Raw genomic sequence first — 19,371 nt, 5'->3', positions numbered from 1 at the left:
AACACAGAGGCCGAGTCGCAGGACGCAAGCTCAGCGGCCAGTCACCACGCCGATACCCAGAAGCCGATGTCTGTCCAACGCCGCAATAGCTCCTAGCCAAGTTTTCGGTTCGAGCGCATCAAGCGGTTGACGACCTTATATCGGTTTCCCGGATAAACCGATGTGACGTGCTCAGCTGGCACACCGTTCTCCAGATACGAAGTTCTGGTGAAGAGAAAAACCGGGCTCTTGGGCGCGATTTCGAGGAGTCGCGCCTCTTCCGAATTAGCCTTTCCCACCTCGATCACTTCGTCGGTGACCATGAGCTGAATGCCGTACCGCTCGGCGAGCTCGTCATAGAGGGACGCGGTCGGATCGAAAGTCTCAAGCAAACGTGGGCAGAGCCGGACGGGCAGGCAACTGCGCTCAATACCCATGGGGACGGAATCGCCATAACGAACGCGGCGCAGACTGAAAATCTTTTCGCTCTCGGTTAAGCGTAGGGCGGCCATCACGTTCTGGTCGGGCGTACGGATATCGAACGAGAGCATCCTGGAGCTTGGCTTTGCGCCGCGCGCCTTGGATTCTTCAGTGAATGAGAGCACCTGCCTGAAATCTCGCTCCAGCTTGATTCCGGAGATAAAGGTCCCCTTGCCCTGACGGCTGTAAACAACTCCTAGCTCAGAGAGGGCGCGAACCGCTTGCCGGACGGTCATCTGGCTCACGCCCATGCGGTCGGCGATTCTCTCAATCGAGGGCATCGGCATGCCTGGTTTGAGCTCGCCCGATCGGATCTGATCCAGCAGGCGCAGCTGAATCTGGTGATAGAGGGGGATGCCACTCTTGCGGTTCAACGGGGATGGGCGGGGATCATCTATCCCGGACCGCGGCGTTTGAGCCTTAGCCATATTCGAACGATCCTCGAATTCAAGCGCCTTGATTCAGCGTTCTGTAAGCCCCGCATGCCACGTTGATGATCATGGGCTTATTGATGATAGACCGATATCTCCGCAATTTCAGTGACCGGGTTCAACGGCTTACCGCGTTTACGTTTGTTTCAGGCCCAGCCCCGGCCCCGCCTCTTTTCGATCCAGATGAATCGAAGATGCAGACGCTGCCCAGATAGGAAGGCCGCCGAGGCGCAACGCGGCAAACAACGATCGGACTCCTAACTGTTTTAGCGTCAATTCAAACCTGCGTACTTTCATCGCTTGTTCCTGTCTCCGCTATCTCGAGCCTCAATAGAGCAAGTACTTCTTGCGTTCCGTCATAAATCTGCTCGCCGCATCCTGCCAGTCTTCGGCGATGCGTCTCGGGTCTTCTCCCGCGACCAGCCCGCCCAGCGTAGCTTTGTTGCGCATGAGGCCATCCAGCGCAGCCGCCTTGAATTGATTCGGGTAGAGATGGATTAACGCCGACGCAATTTCCATTCCCAGTTCCGGCGCATCGAGGCTGTCTCGTGCAGTCACGACGATGTTTACCCCGCCGCACGGTTGACTGGCATAGATCGACGCCGTGGGCGTGAAGTGCACAGGGAGGAATCGTACCCCGTCAATTTGCCGTGCATTCAGATAGGCGGAGAGGCCGAGAGCGTCGATCCACGGTGCGCCGACAAGTTCAAACGGCGTATCTGTACCTCGTCCTACGGAGATGTTCGTACCCTCAATCATTCCGATGCCGGTATAGAGCGTGGCTTCGGTCAGGCTTCGCATATTTGGAGAGGGATTGATCCACATCCGCCCCGTGGAATCGAACCAATCGCCGCGCATCCAACCCTCCATGGGGACGACGGTCAACGTTGCGCCGATCGAACGCTCGCCATTGAAGAGCTGCGCCAGTTCGCCGACGGTCATTCCATGACGGACGGGAATTTGCCCATAGCTCACGAAAGACTCGCTTCCCGGATCCGCGATTGGCCCTTGCACGTAGACCCCGCCGATGGGATTCGGCCGATCGAGAACGAAGATTGGTTTGTGCGCCTTCGCAGCAGCTTCAAGGAAATATCCCAGCGTGCTCTCGTAGGTGTAAAAGCGCGCTCCCATGTCCTGTATGTCGTAGACAATGGCATCCAGATCGGCAAGTTCTTCAGGAGTGGGCCGCCGCCTGGCATCGGTTTCGCCGTATACGCTATAAACCGGAACGCCGGTCGCAGCATCCTGCGAATTGCCGATCGAAGAGGTGTCAAGTACCCCGGCGACACCATGCTCCGGGCTGAAGATCGCCTTGAGCGCAATGCCCGGTGTCTGTGCGAGCACATCGGCGGTTCGCTGACCGCGTGCGTCGAGACCGGTTTGATTGGTTATCAGGCCGATGCGCACTGGATGCTCGCTATCGGGATGCAGTTCACGAAAGGCGTGCTCTTCGAGAACATCGATTCCTGCTTTGACTTCCCCATTGCGAGCGATGAATCGCCGCTCAGCCATCATCGATTCGTTGTACCCGGTGATTCGCGCGAGCCGCAGTTTTTGCTCTTCGCTTATGGTCAGATCAAGCGAGTGAATGACAGCCGTCGCCACGCGGGAACGCAACGAAACCATCGACCCTTTTCCATTCGGGTGAACCGCGTTGGCAAGAAGGATGATATAGGTATCGGTGGTTGGATCGATCCAAAGGGAGGTGCCGGTAAATCCTGTGTGTCCAAAGGAGCCTACCGGCAGAAATTCCCCGCGGTTGCTGGAGAAGGGCGAATCAATATCCCAGCCTAACCCCCGCAAACTGGCGGCGTTCGCAGGCTGTTGCGGAGTGGACATCTTCTCGATGGCGGAGCGGGTCAAGATGGTGTGACCACTAAGTAATTCCTGTGCAAATTTGGCAAGATCGTCGGCGGTTGAGAAAAGACCTGCATGACCGGCCACGCCTCCCATTCTTCGCGCAGTCGGATCATGCACCACGCCCCGCAACATCCTGCCGTTCTCGTCATACTGCGTGGGAGCTATGCGAGGCAGCCAACCAGCGGGCGGCAGAAAGCGAGTCTCCCTCATGCCCAGAGGCGCAAATATCTTCTTCGCCGCGTACTCATTCAAACTCATCCCGGAGACCTTCTCAACAAGAAACCCAAGCGTTTCGAAATTGATATCGCTGTAGACAAATCGCACGCCCGGAGGATTAACCAGCTTCGCCTCCATCGCCAATTTGAAGGCGGCGTCGCGTCCTGCCCATGACTCCTTGAGATCGAGATCGGGCGCAAGCCCCGAGTAATGCGTCAACAATTCACGAACGGTAACCTGGCTCTTGCCATTCTGCGAAAACTCCGGCAGGTACGCCCTCACAGGATCGTTTAGCCTGATACGCCCGGCTTCGACAAGTTGCATTACCGCGGTAGTCGTGGCAATGCACTTGGTCAGCGATGCCAGGTCGAAGATCGTTCCCACGGTCATCGGCTCACGTGTGGGCTCAAGTGAGCGCGAACCAAACGCCTTGCGATAGAGGATGTGGCCGTTGTGGCCAATGAGCACGACGGCGCCAGGGGTGTTCCCGCGATCGATTGCATCCTGGACAATCGCGCCGACATCGGCAAAATTCTCGACACGCCGTAGCCCATGTGAACGCTGCGAGAGCAGTGATGGACAGATGGATGTCACAACGAGCGCAAGACCGCAAACCACCCGAAGCGCACTTCGATAGTTCCTTGTTCCCGTCCTCATATCAACCTTCAATCGCCTTGCGAACATTGCCCCTGCTCTTCTTGAGTCTTCGAGCTGCTTCAACTCTGCTGACTTGTGCCTTCAACATCACCAGCGCAATGGGCAACTTCATTCCAGCTTTTTGCAGGGTTTGGACCGCTGTCGCCTGATCGACTTCAGCAAGTGCTTCGAGGATCGCAATCCCGCGCTGCTCAAGTTTCTTGTTCTTCAGAATCAAGTTGACCATGAGGTTGCTGCTGATATAGCCAACGCGAGCCATCGCCGCGGTTGTAAGCATGTTGCAGATGAGCTTTTGCGCGGTTCCGGCCTTCAGCCGCGAACTGCCCGTAAGAACCTCGGGACCAACTTCGACTTCAATCGAAATGTCAGCCACCTTCCCCAATTGCGATCCACGGTTGCACGCAATGCCTACCGTCGCCGCGCCTCTCTTCCTTGCATATTGGAGAGCGCTGATAGTGTACGGAGTAAAGCCACTGGCAGCCACGCCGACGATGACGTCTCGTTTCCCGGGCCGCTTCCGCGCCATGTCGCGTCGACCCAGATCCGCCGAATCCTCGCTCGCTTCGGTCGCATGAATAAGAGCCTCTTCTCCGCCGGCGATGAGAAACTGGACCATTTCTGGACTCGTCCCAAACGTCGGCGGGCACTCGGATGCATCCAATGCACCGATCCGCCCACTTGTCCCGGTTCCCACGTAGATCAGGCGCCCTCCCCTGACGAAGCCTTTGGCGATCAAGTCCACCGCCATTGCTATCCGCGGCAATGCGCTGCGAATGCGTCGCGGCACAAGCGCGTCCTCGCGATTCATGACGGAAACAATCTCGAGAGCGCTCATGGAATCGAGATTCTCGGTGGCCGGATTTCGACGCTCAGTCATCAACGGACGAATCTGCATTTCCATTCCTCAGCAAAGCGGGCTCGGGAAGCCGCTTCGGCCGGCTTGAGGCATATCCCACAACAAAAGTAACAATGCTGCCCAGGACAACATACCAAGTGAAGGAGATACGTGTGAACAACCACAGATAAAGATAGAGCCGCAGCCCGCAAACCATGCCAACGAATGCACGGCGTTCCGATGCGCTGCGCGTGAGAACGCCCTGCAGAAATCCGCCAGGGAGCACACCCTATGCTCGAGAGGCGATAGACAGACCAACCTCGATGACACGGCCACCGTGCCGAGCTATCGGTGCTGGCACAATCACGTGCCATCGACATGGCACGCGCAGCAGGTTGGAGACTTCGTGAATCTCCAGGTCCGGCCCGCTCAGTCCTGGAGCGAGCCGGCCCGGCGCAATGGAGTTTGACGTTAAAGCTAGAACGTGAACTTGCCCGCAAACTGCATGATCCGGGCATCACGGTAGCCGGTAACTTCACCGAGAGTTGTCGAGGAACCGATGCTGGTGGTAACTGCGTTGACGTTTGTGTGGTTGGCCGCGTTGAAAGCTTCCGCGCGAAACTGGAAGTTCAGGCGTTCGTAGATGCGGAAGTTGCGGAAGACGCCAAGATCAAGACGGTTGAATCCGGGCCCGTTGACGGTTCCGCGATGTGCCGTGCCGGGTACGGAACTCGAGGGATCTGGCGCTGCAAAGGCCCCCGTGTAAAACCATAGCTTGTTATAGCCTTTGTTATGGATCTTCACTCCATGCCCGGCGTTCGGATCACCAATCTGATTTGGACGGAGACCGGCATTGGTGTTGCCGAGGACACTGAGGCCGGCGTTGTCGGTTTCGTAACCTGTATTGGTTCGCCCGTTGAAAACGCTTGGCACATTGCCAGGCAAATTGTAGGAAGGTGAGTAGGCACTGCTTGCCGATATCGTAAGCGGCAAACCTGAGTTCACTGCGTAGATCGCGGATAATTCCCAGCCGCCCAGGAGTCGACCCTTCATTCCTTTCTGGTCGCGGAAGAATGGTTCTTCGAGTACACCATCTACGTTGAGAACGTTAGTGCGATCAACAGCCGCGCGACCGTAGTCCCCACTGATGTTGTAGATGTTCTGAATAAAGCCCGAGTAATCCGCCTGCGCATTCGTCAGATCGCGCGACCAGGTATAGTTCGCGTCGATATAGGTCTTTCCGGAGAAGCGCTTTGTGATCTTGGCTTGGAGCGAATTGTAATTCGAGCTGAAGATGGTCCGCAGGGCGTCAATTGCAAAGTAGCCAAGGTAGGGCTTTATCTGGTTCAGGACGCGGTCGCAGGTTGAATTGAGGAAAGATTGCTGGCCCGTATCCGGATCGATGCAGGCGCTGCCTGAGTTCTTCGGCTGCACCTCGCCAACCCATGCCCCGGGCGCAGGCTGGTTGATTTCCAACGCGCCAAGCAGATGGGTGCCGTGATCGCCGAAATAACCGAGGTCGAACATGAACGTGGGGGTGATCTGCTGCTGCAGGTCGAGCGAGAACTGCTGCACATACGGCGTCTTGTAGTCGGTCGGCACGGCCTGGACTCGGCCAGGACTTGACGAGAGCGCCGTCAGCGCACCACCAGCAGGACTATCGAACGAAGTTTGACTCGCGGAGTAGGTGGCAACCGCAGGGGGATTGTTGAACACCGTCGTTTCGTAGTAACTGACTTCGGCGTCGTCGAAGGCCCAGCCGTAGCCACCGCGCAGCGAAGTCTTCCCATTGCCAAAGATGTCGAGGGCAAAGCCGAAGCGCGGCGCGTAGTTCGTCTTCTGTGCGGAACCGACCTTGTTTCCATAGGGAGAAGCCTGATTGTTGTTGTTGCCGTTTGCGCCGTTAAAGATCAGGCCGTTGATGTAGTTGATGCCGGCATAATCCGCGGAGGAGTTTGGCGCCGTAGACTGACCCGCGTTGCTGCCGGTTTGGTTGCAGGCTCCGGTGAAACAGATCAGCCCTGTCGTCGCGATCGTCGGCGCTGCTGAGGCGCTGTACTTCGACGGATCAAAATTGCTCAGCAGGCCGTGCGCATCCCAGGGCTGACCGTAGTAGGCATAGCGAACGCCGAGATTGAGCGCGAGGCGAGGGGTTGCCTTCCAGTTGTCTTGAAGGAATCCCTCGTACAAGGCTGCCTTGATATCGGTGACCGGGTCCCTCGAGAGCTGGCTAAATCCACCGTTGGCATTGCCGGTGAGAAGATTGGCGAAAGCCTGTGCCTCTCCCGCGCCGGCATTGCTGTTGACAGGAACATTGCCAAATGCTGAATCGTTGGAGAATCCGAAAGAACCTTGCGTGCCAGTCGTGTTGTTCTCGAGTTTCTGGTAGTGGTTGTATGAGAAACCGGCAATCAGCGTATGCGTGTGCAGGGTCTTCGTGATGTCTCCAAAGATCTGATGATTGGTGCCGTGGTCGTTATAAGCGACGCTGCCGTTCAGTGTGGTCATGCCACTCACTGAAACTGTCGGGATCAGCCCCACCGTATTTGTGTACGGAAGCTGAGCGCTGATATCAGGCGACTGCGCCGAAGCCAGGAAGCCTGACGGAGTACTGACAATATTTCCGTTGGAGTACGCGTAACCGACGTTCATCAACAGGGTTGGACTGAAAACGTAGGTTCCATGTGCAAGATGCTGCGTCCCAGGATTGACGACGGAGGTTGTGTTCGCCCCCGCAATGTAGACAGTCGTGAACTGACCCTGGGGAAGAAGCTCGGGAAATGTGTCGTGCATGTAGCGATAGAAAACGCTGGCTTTCTGGCCGAATTGCTGGTCAATACGTACTACCGAGTCAAGGTTGTTGAAGGTGTCCTTGAAATTCGTAAAGATCGTGTGCGGATCGAAGCCGTGCGCAATATCGTAGTTTTCATCCGGAACCGGGACCTTGCTGTACACATCTTTCAAGTAGGCCTGGGCAGTCGGAGATATGTTGTTCACCTGCGTTCCGGCGGCTGTGCAGGTGTTCACCTGCGTCGTCGGATCGGTCGTGTATGCCGTACACACGGTCACCGGGCCTGTGGTCCAGACGCCGTTGATCTTCTGTCCCGATTGAGAAAAATCGCCCTGGCGCTCCGAAGCCTGGGGTACGACGGCAGACGCCTGCGAGAGAGTCTGGATAATGCGTTGCCACTCCTCGGAAACGAAGAAGAACGTCTTGTCCTTGCCGTGATAGATCTTTGGAAGATAAACGGGACCGCCTAACGAGAAGCCGAAGTCGTTGTAACGATAGGGTGCGATGTGGGACCCGAGGAAGTCATTCGCATATCCATTGGCATCGAAGTAATCGTTGCGCAAGTACTCGTAAGCGCTGCCGTGAATCGCATTTGAACCGGACTTTGTGACGACGTCGATCTGCCCTGAAGCATTACGGCCGAACTGCGCGCTGTACTGGCCGCGTAAAGTCTTGAACTCGGCGATTGCATCCGGGCTCGGGTAGTTATACAGTGTCAGGTTCGCACCGCGGTCCAGGTTGTCGGCACCATCGATGGTCCAGCTGTTTGAGGTGGTGCGACCGCCGTTGACTGAGAATGCCACCGTGCTCGATGCGCCGCTCAGACCTGCGGGACCACGAGTCAAGTCGTCGGTTCCACCTCCAAATGACACGCCGGGCTGCAGATTCATGAGAACTTCGTAGTTGCGTGTGACCAGCGGCATCTCACTCATCTGCTCGCTGTTGATGAGGCCCTCTGACGATGCGTTCTCCAGATTTATCTGGGCTTCAGCTGCAGTCACTGTCACGGTTTCATTCGTGCCGCCAGCTATCAAAGTCCGATTCACGGTCAATGCATCGTTGGCATGGAGCACCAGCCCGGTTACGGCGTCCGTTTTGAATCCTGGCGCAGCGACCTTCACCGTATAGGTGCCAAGCGGCAGAGACCCTCCTGTATAGAAACCTGCGGAATTGGTGATCAAAGTACGGATGTCCTCACCGCGGTCCGTGTTCGTGATTGTGACTGTGGCTCTTTGAATAACTGCACCACTTGGGTCGGATACCGTTCCACTGATACTGCCGGATACGGCGCTTTGCGCGACGGCGTTGGCTCCGGTAAACGCCACGACCGATGCCGCCAGCAGGACAAAACCCTTCGCAAGTTTCTGGAACATTCTGATCTCTCGCCTCCTTGGATTCAGTGCTTCTCGCGATTGAAATCGCGCACAGACGGCTCAATCTGACCTTCTCAACCAACCCACGACAGAGCCCACACGCGGAAGGGAAGACCACTGCATGATTTCAGCCGATGACAGCAAGGCTCTGAGTTACATCGAAACCAAACAACGACATGTCGATCCGGATAAGTCAATGCTCGGGGAGCACCGCCTTCCTTGTCGACAAAGTCTCCGTATGCGCACCGTGACGTGCGCCGACCTTCTTGCAGATGCACTTCAGCGATAATGCAAAATCAACTAATCGAACGGAACTCTGCTTACGGCAGCGGGGAAATCCGTGAGTAATCCAGTCATATAGATGACTGGATGAGAACATAGCCCGTCCCATGTGAAATGTCAATCGGAGATTCAAGGCCCTCTTGCTCATGCTGCACTGGGTCAACGTTGTCATTTGAAGTGATTCAACACTCAGGAAACTGAACCGTTTCGATGCTTCCGCCCCATAAAGAACAAAACCACGGCTGTCTTACTCCTGCCCCGGAGGGCCGCGGCCGAACACGTCTAGGTTTCGGGACTCGAAAGAACGGGGGCAGCTTCAGATGAGGTGACAACTGGCCGGAGCCCCTCGCCGCGCAATCGAATTCGCAAAGCAGTTGCGGCGAAGCAGAGCAGCGCTGCGATCTCGACGAAGACTTTTCCCCCATCGAGAAGATCGGGGCGACCGTCCTTCAGAACGGGGTCGGTAAGGATGCTGTGTACAAAGAGGAGAATTGCCGCGGGGAAGACCAGGTAGTGCAACCGCCTCCACAGCGGGCGCCCGATGCGGGAGCGCAGAAGCGAAGTGAGCAAGACGATGAGAAGCAGATAAAGGGCGGCGGCGCCGGCAACATTCACGAGCGGCTGCAGCGGCGACTGAATAGGCGCCATCAGATCGAAGACGCGGAAGCGCGGCCTGTCGAGGAACAGCAATACAAGCGGATGCGTGAGCGTAAGCGTGACGGTGGCATACGCCGTCCACCGATGCAATCCAAAAACATTCACGCGCAGATGCGGCCAGTACCGCACCGGACTATAGCGCAGAGAAATGAGCAGGCCAATCAGGAGATTGAGAGAGGCCGCGCCTGTGGCCCCCAGTCCGAGATAAGCGCAAAGATCCAGCAGGGTCATGTTTTTGAAACTTGCGGCAGAGTTTTCGGCGCAACGTGAGTCGGCCGGCGCGATGCTGCGAGAGCAATCGAATTGTGTGGATTAGTATAAACATCCCTCGTAGTTCTCCGGGGCCGTCTGTTTGTGGAAGGCCGGTTCTCGATGTGACGTGGGAGAAATTCTGCGCATAATGCGCGTGGCGCATGTATCTTAGTTATTGTTCTTCCCCCACCAACCTCAATGCCAGCCTAGCAAGTCTGAAGATTTCGATTCCAGGAGCCCCGCCATGTCTCGTTTCTCGTGTTTGCGGTCCATCACTTCTCTGCGGGCATTCGCGCGATTCGCTGCGATTGCCGGTGCTTGCGCCGGCATTGCTCATGCCTCGTTCGCCCAAGAGCAACCGACAAAATCATCCTGGCTCGGCGACGGTTTTTCTACTCTCAAACTTCGCCAGATCGGCCCATTCCGCGGCGGCCGCGTTGATGCTGTAACCGGCGTTCCGGGCGAGCCCCTCGTTTACTACTTCGGCGGCACAGGCGGTGGCATCTTCAAGACGACCAACGGCGGCCACACGTGGGAGCCGATCACGGATGGGCAGATCAACTTCGGCTCGATCGGATCGATTGCAGTCGCTTCCTCCGATCACAATGTGATCTATGTGGGCACGGGTGAAAGCGCAATCCGCGGCAACGCCTCCCATGGCGACGGCGTATACAAATCGGTCGACGCGGGCAAGACGTGGACCCATGTGGGTCTTGAAGACACGCAGCAGATCGGCCAGATTCGCATCGACCCCAATAATCCCGATCTCGTGTACGTCGCGGCTCTTGGCCACATGGCCGGACCCAACCCGGAGCGAGGCGTCTTCTGCTCTAAAGATGGCGGCAAGACATGGCAGAAGGTTTTCTTCAAGAGCGATAAAGCGGGCGCGATTGACCTCGCGATGGATCCGACAAATCCGCGGATTCTCTACGCCGCCATTTGGCAGGTAGTGCGCAAGCCTTGGACATTCGAGAGCGGCGGACCCGATGGCGGCATCTGGAAATCCACCGACGGCGGCGATACGTGGAAGGAACTGACCCACAACCCGGGCATGCCCAAAGGTGTTCTGGGACGCATTGGCGTCACCGTTTCGCCGGCAAACCCAGACCGCGTATGGGCGTTGATTGAGGCGCAAGATGGCGGTATCTTCCGTTCCGATGATGCGGGAGCGACGTGGAAGAAGCTGAACGGAGATAACTCGATCAAGCAGCGCGCCTGGTATTACTCCCAGGTCTTTGCCGATCCCAAAAACGAGAATACCGTCTACGCCGTGAATACCTCTTTCTTCCGTTCAACCGACGGTGGCAAAACGTTTACGGCTATTCGGAACCAGCATGGCGACAACCACGATATGTGGATTGCGCCGGAAGATCCCAACCGCTTTATCGAGTCGAGCGACGGTGGAGCGCAGATCAGCTTTGACGGCGGCAAGAGCTGGAGCACGGAGGACAACCAGCCCACGGGGCAGTTTTATCGCGTGGCGCTGGACAATGACTTTCCCTATCACATCTATGGCGCGCAACAGGACAACACCACCGTCGGCATCTTGAGCCGCAGCAATGAAGGCGCAATCACCGAGCGCGACTGGCACGATGTGGGCGGCGGAGAAAGCGGATGGATTGCCCCCGATCCTGTTGACTCCAACTTTGTATACGCCGGCTCATACGATGGATTACTCACCCGGTTCGACACCAAGACGGGCTCCATGCGCGATATCAACGCGTGGCCGGACAACCCGATGGGGTCAGGCGTGGAAGTGATGAAGTACCGCTTCCAATGGAGCTTCCCCCTGCTGTTTTCGCCGCATAATCCCAAACGGCTCTATGCCGGCAGCAACGTCCTGCTTGCGACTACCGATGAAGGCCAGCACTGGACAGCGATGAGCCCGGACCTGACCCGCAACGACAAATCCAAGCAGGTCCCCTCGGGCGGACCCATCACCAAAGACAACACCGCCGTCGAATACTACGACACGATCTTTACCGTCGATGAGTCCCCGGTGAAAGCGGGTGTGATCTGGGTCGGCTCTGACGATGGTCTTGTCCACGTCACCACCGATGACGGCAAAAACTGGCAGAACGTGACTCCCAAGGATGCTCCAGAGTGGATACGCATCAACTGCATCGCGGCTTCGCCTTTTGAGCCTGCTACCGCGTATGTGGCCGCGACCATGTATCTCTCTGACGACTTCCATCCCTTCCTGTGGAAGACAACCGACTACGGCAAAACCTGGAAGAAAATCGTCACCGGCATTCCCGATGACGACTTCACGCGCACAATCCGCCCCGATCCAAACCAGAAGGGACTGCTCTTTGCCGGAACCGAATCGCATCTCTACATCTCCTACGACGACGGCGACAAGTGGCTGCCCTTCCAGCTCAATCTGCCTGCGGTGCCCGTGACCGACATCGCCTTCCAGAAGCGTGACGACGAGATGGTGATCGCCACGCAGGGCCGCGGATTCTATGTTCTCGATGACATGCCGCTGGTGCGTTCGCTCGATCCGGCCAAATTCCACCACAACGAACCTCTGAAGCTTTTCCCGGTGAAACCTGCAATCCGAATTGCAGGGGGCGGGTTCGGTGGCCGACGCAGAAATCCTTTGGCGGGAGAAAATCCGGCCAACGGCGCCTCGATCGATTACTTCCTCAACGAAAAGCCCAAGGGAGAGCTGAAGCTCCGCTTTCTTACCGCTTCTGGGAAACTGGTTCGGGAGATTTCCAGCAAGCCGCCGGCTCATCCCGATGCAGCGCCGGATCCAGAAGAAGAGCGGCCTCGCAACACCCTCGCTCCCGCAAAGGAAGGTCTGAATCACTATGTCTGGGATCTTCGCTATGAGAAGGCCACTGGTTTTCCCGGCCTTCTGATGTGGGATGGAAGGCTCGACGGCCCCAGAGCCATTCCTGGAGAGTACGAGGTGCAATTGGTCGTTGACGGTAAGACAGAGTCGGAGAAATTCTCCATTGTGAAGGATCCGCGTGCCCCGACGACGCCTGCGCAGTTCGAAGAGGAGTTGGCCTTCGGCCTTAAGATTCGTGACCGGGTTACGGAGGCAAACAGCAGCGTCGTGCGCATTCGTGCCATGGAGGATCAGCTCAAGCCGTATTTGAAGGGCTCCGACAGTGAGGTAAGTGCCAGCGCTAAAAAGCTGACCGATCAACTTACCGCCATCGAAGAAAACATCTACCAAACCAAGCTCAAGGCGGGCGAAGACGCTCTCAACTTCCCGATCAAGCTCAACAACAAGATAGCTTCGGTAGGCGGCGGCGTGGATATGACGGATATTGCACCGACGTCCCAGTCGAAAGAGGTCTTTGATCAACTTTCCGAAAAGCTGCAGACGGAGGTCGATCATCTGCATGAAATCGATACCAAGGGAATTCCGGAGTTCAATAAGCTCGTACGCGACCGGAACATTCCGGCAGTGAATCCAGAACCAAAATCTGGGCCGGATAAGGAGTAGATATTTCGAGGCTCATCGGGCATTGCGGACGCACACGGTCTGCCGTGCCCGATGGGTTTGAGATCAAACCTGCAGCACGTCTCCATCGTGAGCGACCATCTCGTATAAAACTGGATTCACAAAGAAACCCAGAAAGAGCCGTGAAATGAGGCCAGCAACGATTACGATCGCAAACGGCTTCTGTGTGTCAGAACCGATGCCGGTCGAAAGCGCGGCGGGCAACAGCCCCAGGCAAGCAACGAGGGCGGTCATCATGATCGGACGCAATCGCAGAAGTGAGGCTTCCCGAGTCGCCGTGCGAATGTCTTTCCCCTCAAGGCGCAACTTGTTGATGTACGACACGAGGATCACTGCAGTCTCTACGGAAACGCCCATCAATGCGAGCATGCCAAGCGCCGACGACGCGCTGAACAATGTGCTGGTCATCTTGAGCGCGAGCAGCGCGCCCACCGGCACGGTCAGGATGACGCCAAGGGCAATCGTCAGCGGGAATTTGAAGTTGCCGTACAGCGCAAACAGAATCATGAAGATAATGAGCACAGCCATCGGACCGATGTAATAGAGCTCGTGTTGCGCCTCGATCAATTCGCTGTATTCGCCGCCCCATGTAAGCCGATACCCCGGCGGAAGGGACTTCTGAATGTCCGCAATGGAACGCTGACCGGCTGCTACAGCGCTCTGCAGATCCCGGCCTTCGACGCTGAACTGCACGCCGATATAGCGTGAGTTATTTTCGCGATAGATAAATGAGGCCCCGCCGGCTTCATGAATATTCGCAAGCTCGCTCAACGGAATCTGCTGGCCTGAAGGCGTGCCAACGAGCAGGGCGCCGATCTGCTCCGCATTCTGTCTGAACTCCGGCTTCATGCGCACCACAAGATCGAACAGTTTCTCGCCCTGAATAACTTGCGTAGCTGCCTGCCCGCCGACCGCTGCCTGAACCACTGCCTCCACGTCTGCCACGTTGATGCCGTAACGCGCAATCTTGTCGCGATCGACATCGATCAGCAAGCTGGGCTGACCGAGTTCGCGCACAACAGTCAGCTCTGCAAATCCAGGCACCTCGGCGAGCCTGCGTTTGATCTCAAGAGCCCTGCTTTGCAGAACGTTCAGATCGGGGCCGTAGATTTTTATGGCAAGCGCGCTTTTCAAACCCGTCAAAGCCTCGTCTACTGCGTCTTCAGCCGGCTGCGTGTAGTTGAAGATGACTCCGGGAAATGCCTGTAGCTGCCGCTGAATGTCCTCTGTCAACTCCGCCTTCGTATGTATCCGGCCTTTCTTCCATGAGGAGTCGCTATAGGGCTTCAGGCCAACATAAAATTCGTCGTTGAAGAATCCCGTTGGATCGGTTCCGTCGTCGGGACGACCCAGTTCTGAGCCCACGTCTGTAACCATCGGATACTGCAACAGGATCTGGCGCACCTGGGGAGAAAACTTGCTTGCCGTCTCATACGAGACCGTGTACGGCATGGTCGCTCGCACCCAGAGCGCGCCCTCGTCGAGATGCGGCATAAACTCGCCGCCAATGAAAGGCACAAGAATCAGCGACACGGCAAAGATGAGCGTGGCGCCAAGCATCGTCGTTTTCGGATGATCGAGACACCACTCCAATTGGACCGCATATCGATCGCGCACCCAGTTAAACGGCTTGTTCACACGTTCGTGAACGCCCTTCTTGAACCAGTAGGCACACATGACGGGGACAAAAGTGAGCGTCAGAATCAACGCGCCGACCAGTGCGATGGCCACGGTATCGGCCATCGGCTTGAAGAGTTTTCCTGAAGGCCCGCTGAGCGCGTAGATCGGCAGATAACCGGCAATAATAACTGCAACGGAATAGAAGATCGGTCGATCGACGTCTTTGGCAGCTAATCGTATGACCTGTTGCAGATCGTAGCTCTGGCCTTCGCGCTCACCCAGTTCGCGGAAGATGTTCTCAACCATCACCAGGGTGCCGTCAATCAGAATTCCGAAGTCAATCGCGCCGATTGAAAGCAGGTTGGCGGGAATTCCTCGAGCATGCAGGAAGATGAAAGAGAAAAGCAGAGACAGGGGAATGGTAAGGGCCACGATGACCGCTGCTCGAACGCTGACCAGAAAGGCCATCAGAACAATGAGCACAAGCGCCATCCCGAGCAGCATGTTGTGCTCGACGGTGTCGATGGTGAGCTGAACAAGGTCGCTGCGATCGTAGTAGGGCCGCACTTTTACGTCGGGGGGCAGGATCTGCTCATTAAGCTGCCGGGTCTTTGCTTCTACGCCTTGCAGCACATTCTGCGTCTGTTCGCCGCGCCTCATCATGATGACGCCCTCGACGGCATCATCGGTTTTGTTAAAACCGAATTCACCCAGGCGCGGCGCATATCCTATGGTGACTTGGCCAATATCCTTGACCCGCACCGGAACGCCATTCTGCGAGCCGACGACGACGTTGCCAATATCGGACGTGTCGCGAATCAGCCCGATCCCGCGTACGTAATAAAACTGACCGCCTTGCGAATAAAAACCGCCTCCCGCGTTTGAATTATTGACTGAGAGCTGCTGAATCACGGCCGGGACCGTGATGTGGTACGAATAGAGTTTTGCCGGATCGAGAAGAACCTGATATTGCATCACGGTCCCGCCGAAGCCGGAATCGTCTGCAACACCCGGTACCTGTTTGTATTCGCGTTGCACCACCCAGTCTTCAAAGGTCTTCAGTTCCTGGGGAGTGCGGTCGGGACTCTCGAGCACATAGCGATACACGAGGCCTGACGGACTCGCGAGAGGAGAAAGTGTGGGCGCCACTCCCTGGGGATACGTGACTTCACTCAGCCTCTGAAACACGAGCTCGCGCGCAAAATAGTCATCGGTACTCTCGTCAAACGTCATGATGACGTCTGAAAGCCCATAGAGCGAAATCGAGCGCATCACCGCCATTTTAGGAACGCCGTTCATCTCGACTTCGGTGGGGATCGTGACCAGGCGTTCGACCTCTTCGGCGGCATGCCCGGGCCACTGCGTAATCACTTCCACCATTGGCGGAGAGAGGTCGGGATATGCATCCACCGGCATGTAATAGAACGAAACAGCTCCGCCAATGGCGATGAGAGCCACCACCATCAGGACCAGCATCCGTTGTCGCAGCGCAAATTGAATGATGAGATGAATCATCCCTGGCAGCCCCCTCAGTGTTGCAGCGAATTGGCAAACTGAAGAAACAAGCTGCCGTCGGCGACAACCCTCTCTCCAATGGAAACGCCCTTGAGAATCTGGACCTTGTCATCCTGGCTATCGCCCAGTTCCACCTCGCGCCTGCCAAACTCGTTTGCACCCGTGGCAACGTAGACAAACGGGTTGTTGTTATCGTCGCGCAGCACTGAAGCGTTCGGCACCGCAACGACGTGCGCAACAGAACCGGCAGCTACGGTGACGGTGCAATACATATCTCTTTTCAACTTTTCATCCGGATTGTCGACGATGATGCGCGCTTGCAGCGTTCTCGTATTCGGGTCGACTGCCGGTGCGACGTAGGAAATCCTTCCGTGGAAGCTGCCTGGATATGCATCGGTTTGCACAATAACATCGTCGCCGTTGCGGACGTAGGCAATGTCTGCCTGATACACATTGGCGAGAACCCACACTGTATGCAGATTCGAAATGGTGAATGCCTGTGTTTGACCGGCCTGCACAACCTGCCCAGGTGAAACCAGGCGCTCCACCACCTCGCCACTGATCGGCGCAAGCACGGGAATCTGTGCCGACGATGGGGCATTCGCAAGAGCGGCAGGATTCTTGATCCCAACAATTCTCATCCCCTGCTCAGCGGCATTCAGGTCAGCCTGCGCCTGGTTGCGGTCGGATTCAGCCTGCTCAAGATCGCGTTCGGCGATAGCGTGATGCTGATAGAGGTCCTGCGCACGTGTGTAGTTCTTCGTCGCAAGACGGTTCGAATCAGCCGCCTTCAAATACGCGTCCAGCAGTTGCGAATAGTCCGGACTGCTGACTTCAAGCATGGGTTGCCCCGCGGTAACATAGTCACCCGGAACGACGAGTATTCTGCTCACCGGTCCGCCGACTTGAGAGATGACTGGCGTCGTGTTGAAAGCGTTGTAAGCCACAGTGCCTGTGAGTCGAAGCGTGCGCTTCATGGTCGTTGGCTCAATCGTGACCACCTGCACGTGCGACATCTGGTCTGGCGGAATCGTAAAAAGCTGGGGAGTCGCCGATTTGGAACTCTGAGCGGAGAACGACGTCATCCGGCTCGCCTCTTCGCTATCCTTCGTATGACACGCCGCGAGTTGTGCGACAACTGCGAGCGCGAGCGCGTATTGGAACCTGTATCGAACGATCTGCGGAATCTTCATGGTAAGCTCCTGGTTCCTACGGCTTCGCGAAGCTGCTCAAGCGCCAGCAGGTACGACGCGAGCGCCTGCCGGTAGCTGAGTTGCGTGGACCGGTAACTACGCTCTGCATCGAGAAAATCAAGCAGGCTCGCCGCGCCGTGTCTGTACGCGTATTCGGTAATGTCGCGGGATTGCTGCGCCTGGTCGAGATAGCCCGACCGATAGAGGTCAACGATTTTCTCGTTGGCGCGCAGACCTTCGAATGCGTCCCGTACGTCTGTCAACACCTGTCCGCTTGCGAACATTTCCTGCTGCTGGGCCTGCGTAATGGCATAGCCGGCACGTGCGATCTCACCCTGGTTTCGATCGAAGATCGGCAGCTGAATCTGACCGAACAAGGAAACGTTGTTGGTGTAGGCCAGGTGTGTGTAGCTGGCTTGCCCGGTAACGTCTCGCTTGCCGATGGATTTCTGCAAAGCAAGCTGGCTGTCAGCGGCGTTCACTCCCAGTCGCGCCGCCTGCAGGTCGGGCCGATTCTGCAGAGCCTTTGTCTGGAAATCCTCAAGGATCCCTTTGACTGGCTGGTAGTCGAATGAACCCGTAATGTCGTAGTCGGGGCTCACAGACTCATAGCCGAGCAGTTGGCGCAGATCCGACAGTCCCTGCACCCTGGCGAGTTGTGCCTGCGATACATCGGTCTGGAATTGAAGCATCTGAAGCTTGATTTTCAGCAGGTCGCCTTCGCCAATATCGCCTGCCTTATAGCGCGCTTCGGCGATCTCTACGGTGTTCTGAAAGCTCTTGAGATCCTGGGTTGCCAACTCCAGCGTTGACTCGGCAAGCTCGACATTGATGAACTGCGAAGCAACGTTAAAGGAAACGGTGCGTTCGTTGTCGGCAACCTGGGACCGCGAGACAGCGGTAACATCCCTGGCCGCCTGCAGCCGGTGTTGCCGCTTCTTCCCACGTTCGAACAGGTAGCTGATTCCCAGGTCAAACTGAGCGGAATTGTCGAGGTAATCGGAGCTGAACTGGCTTGGCTGAAAGATAGGCAGAAACTGGGAGTCGCCAAGAAGAACGGGGTCCGGGCGAAGATTAGCAGTGATCTCTTCCGCTTTGTTTTGCTGAATCGTGGTTCGCGCGGCCAGAAGACTGTGGTTGTGCTGCAAGGCCAGCTGAATCGCTTCATCGAGCGAAATTGTGGCGGCGCCGGGACTTTGCGCCAGCGTATTTGCCTGGGGTGCAGGCGGCGACCCTGTTTGAGCAGGAGGCGCTTGCGCACCTGCGGTCTGAAACAAGATAAGTGGGATAAATAAGATAGAACAACACGTGCGCCGCAGACGCATAGGCAATCTGCCCTCCTTCGCTGAGTTCTTGCACTGATTGGGTGTGCCGAAGAGGCACAGGAAGGCATGCAAAGACTTATGCGGGGGGAGCGCGGGCAGGAATGTTCGGTGAGTTGGCCTGAGCGATGAAACCTGCGTATTGAACTTTAGGTCCGGCACCCACAAGAACCAGCGTGCAAGCTCGAACTCCTGCCAGCGAAGGCGCGATGGTCAGGTGGCATAACGGACAGGTCTCGGGAGAAGAATTGTCGTGATGATGCCAGACAATGCCAAATGTCGTGCCCAGCACCAGCACAAGAACTGCCAGCGGGACAACAACACGCCAAATTCGCTTTCGGTCAGGCATTCGTGGGAGTGTGTATCCTGGGCTTGGAATACTTGGCATTTAGTGTAGCCGAGATTCTTTACTCTTGAATACAGTGAG

The 19,371-nt window shown here is 56.6% G+C and carries 10 protein-coding genes; 1 reads left to right on the top strand and 9 read right to left on the bottom strand.

Annotated elements, in window-relative coordinates:
• Positions 1-92 precede the first annotated feature (92 nt).
• The 5 genes from WCA10_RS09045 to WCA10_RS09025 form a co-directional block, all read right to left on the bottom strand.
• Complete coding sequence (locus WCA10_RS09045) at positions 93-887, bottom strand: GntR family transcriptional regulator (RefSeq protein ID WP_472822179.1); 795 nt, start codon at positions 885-887, stop codon at positions 93-95.
• Positions 888-1,217: 330 nt separating this feature from the next.
• Positions 1,218-3,623, bottom strand: coding sequence for an exo-beta-N-acetylmuramidase NamZ domain-containing protein (locus WCA10_RS09040; protein ID WP_472822178.1), 2,406 nt, complete (start codon positions 3,621-3,623; stop codon positions 1,218-1,220).
• Position 3,624: 1 nt separating this feature from the next.
• Positions 3,625-4,518 carry an N-acetylmuramic acid 6-phosphate etherase gene (gene murQ, locus WCA10_RS09035; protein ID WP_472822177.1) on the bottom strand — a complete coding sequence of 298 codons (894 nt, stop codon included), beginning with the start codon at positions 4,516-4,518 and terminating at the stop codon, positions 3,625-3,627.
• A 417-nt stretch (positions 4,519-4,935) separates the two neighbouring features.
• Positions 4,936-8,622: a TonB-dependent receptor gene (locus WCA10_RS09030; RefSeq protein ID WP_472822176.1), complete on the bottom strand. Its 3,687-nt coding sequence runs from the start codon at positions 8,620-8,622 to the stop codon at positions 4,936-4,938.
• Between the two features lie 564 nt (positions 8,623-9,186).
• Positions 9,187-9,792 carry a ferric reductase-like transmembrane domain-containing protein gene (locus WCA10_RS09025; RefSeq protein WP_472822175.1) on the bottom strand — a complete coding sequence of 202 codons (606 nt, stop codon included), beginning with the start codon at positions 9,790-9,792 and terminating at the stop codon, positions 9,187-9,189.
• Between the two features lie 265 nt (positions 9,793-10,057).
• Between WCA10_RS09025 and WCA10_RS09020 the strand changes: the two genes are divergently transcribed.
• Positions 10,058-13,276, top strand: a complete 3,219-nt coding sequence (locus WCA10_RS09020) for a WD40/YVTN/BNR-like repeat-containing protein (protein WP_472822174.1) — start codon at positions 10,058-10,060, stop codon at positions 13,274-13,276.
• Between the two features lie 63 nt (positions 13,277-13,339).
• Here the strand turns inward: WCA10_RS09020 and WCA10_RS09015 are convergent, their stop codons facing one another.
• The 4 genes from WCA10_RS09015 to WCA10_RS09000 all read right to left on the bottom strand — a co-directional run bounded on the left by WCA10_RS09015 (position 13,340) and on the right by WCA10_RS09000 (position 19,293).
• On the bottom strand, positions 13,340-16,429 hold the full coding sequence (locus WCA10_RS09015) for an efflux RND transporter permease subunit (RefSeq protein WP_472822173.1): 3,090 nt from the start codon (positions 16,427-16,429) through the stop codon (positions 13,340-13,342).
• 14 nt (positions 16,430-16,443) lie between these two features.
• On the bottom strand, positions 16,444-17,622 hold the full coding sequence (locus WCA10_RS09010; protein ID WP_472822172.1) for an efflux RND transporter periplasmic adaptor subunit: 1,179 nt from the start codon (positions 17,620-17,622) through the stop codon (positions 16,444-16,446).
• Positions 17,619-18,947 carry a TolC family protein gene (locus tag WCA10_RS09005; protein WP_472822171.1) on the bottom strand — a complete coding sequence of 443 codons (1,329 nt, stop codon included), beginning with the start codon at positions 18,945-18,947 and terminating at the stop codon, positions 17,619-17,621. The genes WCA10_RS09010 and WCA10_RS09005 overlap by 4 nt, the downstream gene beginning before the upstream one ends.
• A gap of 76 nt (positions 18,948-19,023) precedes the next feature.
• Positions 19,024-19,293: a hypothetical protein gene (locus WCA10_RS09000; protein ID WP_472822170.1), complete on the bottom strand. Its 270-nt coding sequence runs from the start codon at positions 19,291-19,293 to the stop codon at positions 19,024-19,026.
• Positions 19,294-19,371 lie beyond the last annotated feature (78 nt).

Source organism: Occallatibacter sp., from assembly GCF_049582745.1.
Taxonomy (GTDB): Bacteria; Acidobacteriota; Terriglobia; order Terriglobales; family Acidobacteriaceae; genus Telmatobacter.
This window is presented reverse-complemented; position numbering and strand designations above follow the sequence as displayed.